At 47.4% G+C, this 7,952-nt stretch carries 4 protein-coding genes; all 4 read left to right on the plus strand.

Annotated features, from left to right (window positions below; all coding sequences use genetic code 11):
• Window positions 1-697 precede the first annotated feature (697 nt).
• The 4 genes from BUB37_RS21075 to BUB37_RS21090 all read left to right on the plus strand — a co-directional run bounded on the left by BUB37_RS21075 (window position 698) and on the right by BUB37_RS21090 (window position 7,405).
• Window positions 698-1,687, plus strand: a complete 990-nt coding sequence (locus BUB37_RS21075) for a FecR family protein (RefSeq protein ID WP_094766826.1) — start codon at window positions 698-700, stop codon at window positions 1,685-1,687.
• A complete protein-coding gene (locus BUB37_RS21080; protein WP_072996035.1) occupies window positions 1,677-2,288 on the plus strand; it encodes an RNA polymerase sigma-70 factor in 612 nt (203 codons plus the stop codon). The genes BUB37_RS21075 and BUB37_RS21080 overlap by 11 nt, the downstream gene beginning before the upstream one ends.
• Window positions 2,289-2,355: 67 nt before the next feature.
• Window positions 2,356-5,724: a SusC/RagA family TonB-linked outer membrane protein gene (locus BUB37_RS21085; RefSeq protein WP_094766828.1), complete on the plus strand. Its 3,369-nt coding sequence runs from the start codon at window positions 2,356-2,358 to the stop codon at window positions 5,722-5,724.
• Between the two features lie 7 nt (window positions 5,725-5,731).
• Window positions 5,732-7,405: a RagB/SusD family nutrient uptake outer membrane protein gene (locus BUB37_RS21090; RefSeq protein ID WP_072996039.1), complete on the plus strand. Its 1,674-nt coding sequence runs from the start codon at window positions 5,732-5,734 to the stop codon at window positions 7,403-7,405.
• Window positions 7,406-7,952 lie beyond the last annotated feature (547 nt).

Genomic DNA, 7,952 nt, shown 5'->3' on the forward strand with positions numbered 1-7,952 from the left:
CGCGGTGTGCCCTTGGAAGATTTGGGAATCGTTCCCGACAAAGTATGCCGTCTTACACGGGATGATCTACTTTTTAAAAACCGGGACCTTCTTGCTAAGGCTGTAGAAACGCTACAAAATGGGGTATACGACCGGGAAATTCCAGACGCTAAGCCCGTGTAGCCAGGGAGTGTCAGATTCTGGTATAGCATTCCATGTATGATATACATATGTATTCCCCAAGGTAATCTTTATAGTGTACTTTGTTCCGATTATTTTGATGTGCATTTTTATTAAGCCAATGCGCAAAGTATCTTGCCCAGTTCGTGAACTGTAAATTGAGCTATTTTGAATAATCGCTCATGCAGGGTAACTTCATACCCATTTGACACCAATCACATGCTTTCTTGTGCAGGGCACGACCAAGTTTTCCTGAAATTTAAGTCCTATCCCGAAAATGCCCCCCTAATCGATTTGTTCGTAGCTGTTGGTCTACACCACCCGAGTTTGTTAATGGGCCTATGCGAAATCAACACCGTCGAAAAAATGGGTGACCCGGGGGGAGCACACTACTGAGAAGCCATGATACTCATTTTATTCCTCCGCCTATCCCCAATTAAGCGCTTAACGTTTAATTAATCCTCATTTTTTGTTTTGGTGACATTGTAAACTAGGGGTAATTCTACCTTCCGGGGCTCTTAGTAGTAAATGAATCCCTATGCGCGTATCTAAACTGGATGTCGATTCCGCTAAAAGTCTTGCGGGGGAAATGGAGTCTCCACAGGATCGGTCCATGTTCGAGATCAACCTCATGCTTGATGATGATTCCAACGAGATTTATAAGGACTATAAGATGATTTGGGAGAATTATCCCGAAGGGCAGCCCCAGGTAAACCTTAAAAGGGCCTCCGAACGGTTAATGTACTCGATCGATAAAGGGAAAAAGAGGAAATGGGGCACCCATTCCCCTTTTTGGGTAAGACCGGTACTGGCTTCCGCGGCCGTTTTGCTCATGGGCGCGTCCGTCTTTCTGATCAATACCAAAACTAGGGTCAGGTACAGCCAAGAGGTAACCACGGCCTACGGCGAGAGGGAAAAAGTGCTGCTCTCCGACGGTAGCCTTGTCTACCTGAATGCGGATACACAACTAAAATACCCCGAATTTTTTAAGGATGGGGAACGGGTCGTCTACGTCGATGGCGAAGCCTTTTTTGAGGTTAAAAAGGATAGGGAACGCCCTTTTTTGGTTAAAACGGACGGACTTACGGTCAAGGTCTTGGGAACGAAATTCAATGTCAATACCAAGGGGACTTCCAAGGCCATTTCATTGGAAAGCGGAAAAGTACAGGTGAACCTTGAAGCGACAGGCGATCAAATTACCTTACTGCCCAAGGAAGAACTGATCTGGAATAAAGACTCAGGTGAAGTCCTCAAACGCAGTTTTGACCTGTCCAAAACGAGCTCATGGAAAGAAGGGGTTTTGATCTTGGACAATGTATCGCTCCTCGAAGCTCTTCCTACGATCAATAGGTACTACGGGGTTGAATTTGTTGCGGGGAACTTCCCGGAAAGGGATATGCAGTTAAATGGGGCGTTCGAGAACCAATCTATAGAGGACTTCATTGAGACCCTGCAGTATATAGCCGATGTCAAAATCGTTCAGGTCGCGCCCAAAAAATTTTCAATATCCCCTCGCCATGAAAAATAATACACCAACCGCAATTACGAACGGAATAAAACTGGAAGACCGGAAACTGCTCCTGGAAATTTCCAAGACGAACAAGGCGGCGTTTGAAATCTTGTTCCATCGGTACTACGGAACCCTGTGCAAATTTGGGGCTTCTTTTGAGCCCCGGATCGATATCGTTGAAGAGATGGTTTCAGATGTGTTTTTGACCCTGTGGAATGGGCGGGAAAAACTTCCGGAAATAGCAAATGTAAAGGCCTATTTGTACGTCTCGGTCAAGAACAACCTTCTTAAGTCCCTAAAGCAAAGGGAAGTAGAGCTGTCGGTCGAGCTTCATAAAGAAGGCCTCAGGGAAACCAACGAAAGTATCGAACAACAAATCATAGAAAGGGAACAGCGCAAACTGCTTTCCCGGAAAATAGAAAGGATCCTCGAAAAGATTCCCAAAAAATCAAGACAGGTTTTTGAGATGAGCAGGTTGCACGGGCTCAAGTACCGCGAAATATCGGAGATACTCAATATCTCGGTCAAAACCGTGGAAAACCACATGGCCTTGGCCCTGAAGACCATCAGACACCTAGCATTCAGTAAATCCCCAACCCATAAAATTCCTGACCCATGAAATAGACCCCGATTTTTTTTGAACCCTAAGACAACCGATTAAAAACTGTAAATAATATACCTTGAAAATGAAAAAAATAGCACTTACAATGCTTCTGTGGTGTATGGTTATTCCGCTGTGGAGCGCAATTAATCCCGTGCCCAACCCACTGGAAACCGTTTCGCAAAATGTGGATGAGATCAACCTAAACCTAAAAAGCGTATCCTTAGCCAATATCTTCGATTTAATTGAAAAACAAACCGGGAAGAAATTTGTGTACGCTTCGAGCGCACCCAACCTGCAACAGCGCATTTCGCTACAGATCAACAAGGCCGACCTTACCTCGGTTCTCGCTGTACTGAGCAATAAGGCCAATGTGGAGTTTAAGGTGACCGAGAAAACGGTACTGGTCAAATTCATTCAAGATACCCGAAAAATATCGGGCACCATCATGGATGAGGCGGGGGTGCCCATACCCGGTGCCAATATCTTTGTTGAAGGAACCGATTACGGCGCCGTATCCGATTTTGACGGTAAGTTCCTCCTTGAGATTCCGGCCAATTTCAAAACGGTTTCCGTTACCTATATAGGCTATAAAAAGCAGGAGGTCAACATTGAACACACCAACTCCATTACGGTCACCTTAGTCGAAAGTGCCTCACAATTGGAGGAAATTGTGGTGGTCGGTTACGGTACGGAATCCCGCAAGAACATTACGGGATCTATTGCATCGGTTTCCCCCGAGGAAATTGTTACCCAGCCCAAGGCCAATGTGGTTGAAATGCTTGACGGCCGTCTGCCCGGCGTACAGGTCATGAGCGATAATTCGCCCGGGGGAGGCACCTCGATCAGGGTTAGGGGCTTTAGCACCATTAATAGCAACGATCCCTTGGTCATTATCGATGGTGTGCCGGCATCGAACGGCCTGAACGGTATCAATCCCACCGATATTGAGACCATTCAGGTCTTAAAGGATGCGGCTTCCGCCTCCATCTACGGTTCAAGGGCCGCCAACGGCGTGGTCATTATTACGACCAAGAACGGCTCCAATACCGAAGGCGATTACCAGGTTACCTTTGATAGCTATGCGGGCTTACAGTCGAGTTACAACATGCCCAGAATGTTGAACGCCCAAGAGTACGGCGACCTGTTGTGGCAGGCGACCCTAAATGATGGAGGGACGCCTTCGCACGATATTTATGGGGACGACCCGAACCAAGCTGTTATCCCGGATTTTTTGGACGATGCCCAGACGATTCCCAGTGCCGATGTCGATTGGGTAAATGAAATACTGCAGACCGCTGCCATCCAATCGTATAACGTATCGTTGGCCAAAGGAGATGGCAAGGGCCAGCATCTCTTCTCATTGGGCTATTACAATCAAGAAGGCTTGATCAAGTACACCGGGTTCGAAAGGTATTCGGCACGTTTTAATTCAAGCTACAACATAGGTGACTTTCTAACAATCGGGGAAAATTTTACCGCCAATTACAAGGAGCGGGTTTCCGTAGGTACGAACAGTGCCTTGGGGAGCGTCATTCTTACGGCCATGCAGTTCCCCTCCATCGTCCCCGTCAAAGACGTGAACGGTGAATATGCGGGTAACCCGATCAACGACAGTAACAACCCGATGGGGCAATTGTACAGGAACAAGGACAACAAGCAAAAGACCGTTCAGGCCCTCGGCAACGTCTTCGCCAACTTATATGTGGGCGATTTTACCTTTAAAACCTCATTTGGATTGGACTATCAGAATTACAATATCAGAAGTTTTTCCCCGACTTACGATGAGATTCTTTCCGCCAATACCACCAATTCCCTAACTACGACCAACAATTTCAATTACCAGTTTTCCTTTACCAATACGCTCAACTATAGAAAGCGGCTTGACGACCATAGCATAGACGTGTTGTTGGGGCAGGAGGCCATTGAATACCACTACGAAGGATTTGATGCCTCGATCAGTGACTTTTTGTACGAGGACTTGAACTTTAGGTACTTGAGTTTCGGTACCGATAATATGCTCAACTCGGGCAGCGCATCGGGCTGGTCCCTAAACTCCTATTTCGGCCGGTTGAACTATAACTATGACGAAAGATATCTGATTACGGCCACCCTTAGGCGTGACGGGAGTAGTCGGTTTAGCGAAGACAACCGCTGGGGCACCTTCCCGGCCTTCTCCTTGGGTTGGCGTTTGGACAGGGAGGCCTTTTTTAATGGGGACGGACTTGTTACTTCCCTCTTGTTGAGAGGAAGTTGGGGACAGACCGGAAACCAGGAAATCTCCAATTACGCCACGGTGGACAGTTATAGGAACAACAATGCGAATTCCAATTACGCTATTGATGGGGCCCAGGAATCCGTGGCGATCGGCCTAACCCAATCCCGGATTCCCAATGCGGACCTGAAGTGGGAAACCACTACGCAGACCTCCTTGGGTATCGATTTGGGATTGTTGGATGATCGCTTAAATATCACGGCCGATTACTACATAAAGAACACGGATGATATCCTGGTGTACAACACGGTACCCTTGACCTATGGGGGTACGAACGACGGTCAATGGGTCAATGATGGAAAAATGAAGAACTCCGGATTTGAATTGAATATCGATTATTCGGACCAGCTCGGCGAACTGGGGTATCAAATCGGCCTGAACCTTACGGGCTCCAAAAACGAATTGACCGAATTGCATACCTCAGACTATCTCGGTATTCCCAGTTCATCCCTGCACAGCGTTAATTTCGATCAAGAAATATCCAGAAGTGCCGTGGGCGAGCCCATTGCTTCGTTTTACGGCCATGTAAGCGAAGGCTTGTTCCAATCCCAAGAAGAAATAGACAGCTACGGCCTGCAACCCGATGCACGTCCCGGGGACCTAAAATTCAAGGATGTCGATGGCGACGGCGATTTGGATGCCGATGACCGGACCTTTATCGGGTCGCCGCATCCCGATCTAATGCTGGGCCTTAACCTGCAGTTCGACTACAAGAACTTTGACCTGGGCCTCTTTTTCAATGGCAGCTTCGGCAACGATACCTACAATTTTACCAAGTATAAGAACCATTTCTTTAACCAAGCAGCCTACAACAAAGAGAATGTATTACTGGATGCCTGGTCTTCCACGAACACCGATTCGAATATTCCCCGCTTGTCCTTGGACGACCCCAACAACAACATCCGCCCTTCGAGCTACTATGTTGAAGACGGTTCCTTTGTCAGGCTTACCAATATGCAGTTGGGCTATAATTTTCAACCTGAGGTCCTAGGGGCGATCGGTCTGCGGATCTATGTACAGGCCAGTAACCTCTTTACAATTACCGATTATAGCGGTATGAACCCACAGGTAGGCCTACAGAATTATTCCGGAAGCAATAGGAACCTCGATATCGGTATCGATCGCGGTCTTTACCCTCCAAGTAGAACATTTGTTATTGGTTGTAACCTTAAACTATAAAGCTAAAATGAGAAATCTATATAATTCAACGAAAAAATTGATAGTGTTGGGTGCCGCCTCTTTCTTGGTCTTGGGGGCATGTTCCGACGAATATCTCGAAGAAGTGACCTATGGGGAGGTTTCCCCAAGCGAAATGACCAAGGTGGAGAATGTCGAGAAGGCGATTATTTCCACATACAGCGTACTCAATGGTCAGATCGATGGGTCGAGCAATGCCTACAATTCCCCGGCTTCGAATTGGAGTTTCGGCGATGTGGTTTCCGACGACTGCTATAAAGGCGGCGGGGGAACCGGGGACCAAAACCAAATCCACCAAATGGAACTCTACAATACGGCGCCCACGACATATGACGTGGAACGCAAATGGATGGCCTTGTACGAAGGGGTTAAACGAAGCAATGAGGCGATGAAGCTCCTAATCGCTTCCGAGGACTTCGATACGGAGCTTAAAACCCAAAGAATGGCCGAATTGCGTTTTTTGCGGGGGCATTATTATTTTGAACTAAAGAAGATATACAACCGTATTCCTTACATAGATGAGACGGCCGAGACCGTTGAAGACTATGCCAGGTCCAATACGGAGTTTACTTCCGAGGAACTTTGGGCCAAGATCGAAGCTGATTTTCAAGCCGCCTACGAGGTATTGCCCGAAACCCAAGAAGAAGTAGGAAGGCCGACGAACCTGGCGGCCATGGCGTATCTGGCCAAGACCTACGTATTTCAGGGCAAGTGGCAAGAAGCCTATGATGCCACTACGGAGGTGATGGGCGGGAGCTATGGTCTGCTTGACGACTTTCAATCGGTTTTTCTTCCTGAAAACGACAACTCAAAAGAAATCATTTTTGCGGTCCAATATTCCGTAAACGACGGGCAGTCCAGTAACTACAACGGCAGTATAGGGGACCGACTTAGCGCTCCGGGCGGCCCCTATTATTCGCAGTACGGGTTTCACAGGCCTTCCCAAAACTTGGTTAATGCCTTTAAAACGGATGCGAACGGGTTGCCCGTACAGGACAATGTGAATGTTTCCGAAACCGACAACGTAGACCCCAGATTGGACGTTACCATCGGAAGGCCGGGGATACCCTATAAGGACTTGGATATCATTTACGAAGATTCATGGGCCAGGGATTTGGCCACTTACGGTCCGTTTGCCCCAAAGAAACGCATCGTTTCGGCCAATTCTCCCTACCATGTCTTGGTATGGCCTTACGTAAACGCACTTAACTATTATATAATCAGGTATGCCGAGGTATTGTTGTGGAGGGCCGAGGCCGCCGTGGAGCTGGGCAATTTGGAGGAGGCCCGCAGCCTGGTTAACCAAGTAAGGGAAAGGGCCGCCAATTCATCCTATGTCAAGACCCTTGACGGAAGTTCGGATGCCGCCAATTACAATATCTCGACCTATGATACCGAATGGACGGACACCCAAACGGCCCGGGACCTGGTTCGCCTGGAGAGTAGGTTGGAGCTGGCCATGGAAGGCCACCGCTTCTTCAACCTGGTCCGATGGGGTGTGGCCAAGGAAACCATCGACGCGTACCTAGAGGTAGAGAAAACCAGGAGAACGCATTTGACCAATGCCAGTTTCAGCTCCGGAAAGAATGAGTACTGGCCCATACCCCAAGAATACATCGACAGTGTTGAAGACGGTACCGTCACGCAGAACGAAGGGTACTAAAAAGCAGGTAGCAATAAAGATGTCCATAACCTATATGGGTATTTGCTGTTGGACCCTATTTAGGTCTCAAAGAGGTATCCATTGCGATGGTTGGGGCGGCATTAAGAGATTGTTGAATGTTGGTTTGAGTTGATTGTCTTTTAGCAAGTGAAAAGGCCCTTTTTTGGGCCTTTTTTTATTGACCTACCGCCCTTTGGGATAGGGCAGGGAAATGAGGAGGCCTTCAAAATCATCATGCCATCGGTTATTTTCATACTTATACCTTACGTTAATCGTGATTTTTGAATAAGTCTGCCTAAAATATCAATGAAAAAAAGCTTGTTTGCCGATATAGGAAGCAATTATCCCCCCATGTACCGGGTTTGTGATATCTTATTCCAGGAATGAGTCCTCTTTTAGTTGATGAATCGGGACATATTTCTCAATAATGTATTCGGTAACGGCCTTTAAGGTTTTTCCATCGGTTATCCCATTACTCCGGTTGCCGAACTTGATGGTCTGCGGGCCAAACGCAATTATAAGGTAGTGCTGATTACCGATGCCCTTT

Origin of the sequence: Pseudozobellia thermophila (assembly GCF_900141855.1) — a bacterium.
GTDB lineage: Bacteria > Bacteroidota > Bacteroidia > Flavobacteriales > Flavobacteriaceae > Pseudozobellia > Pseudozobellia thermophila.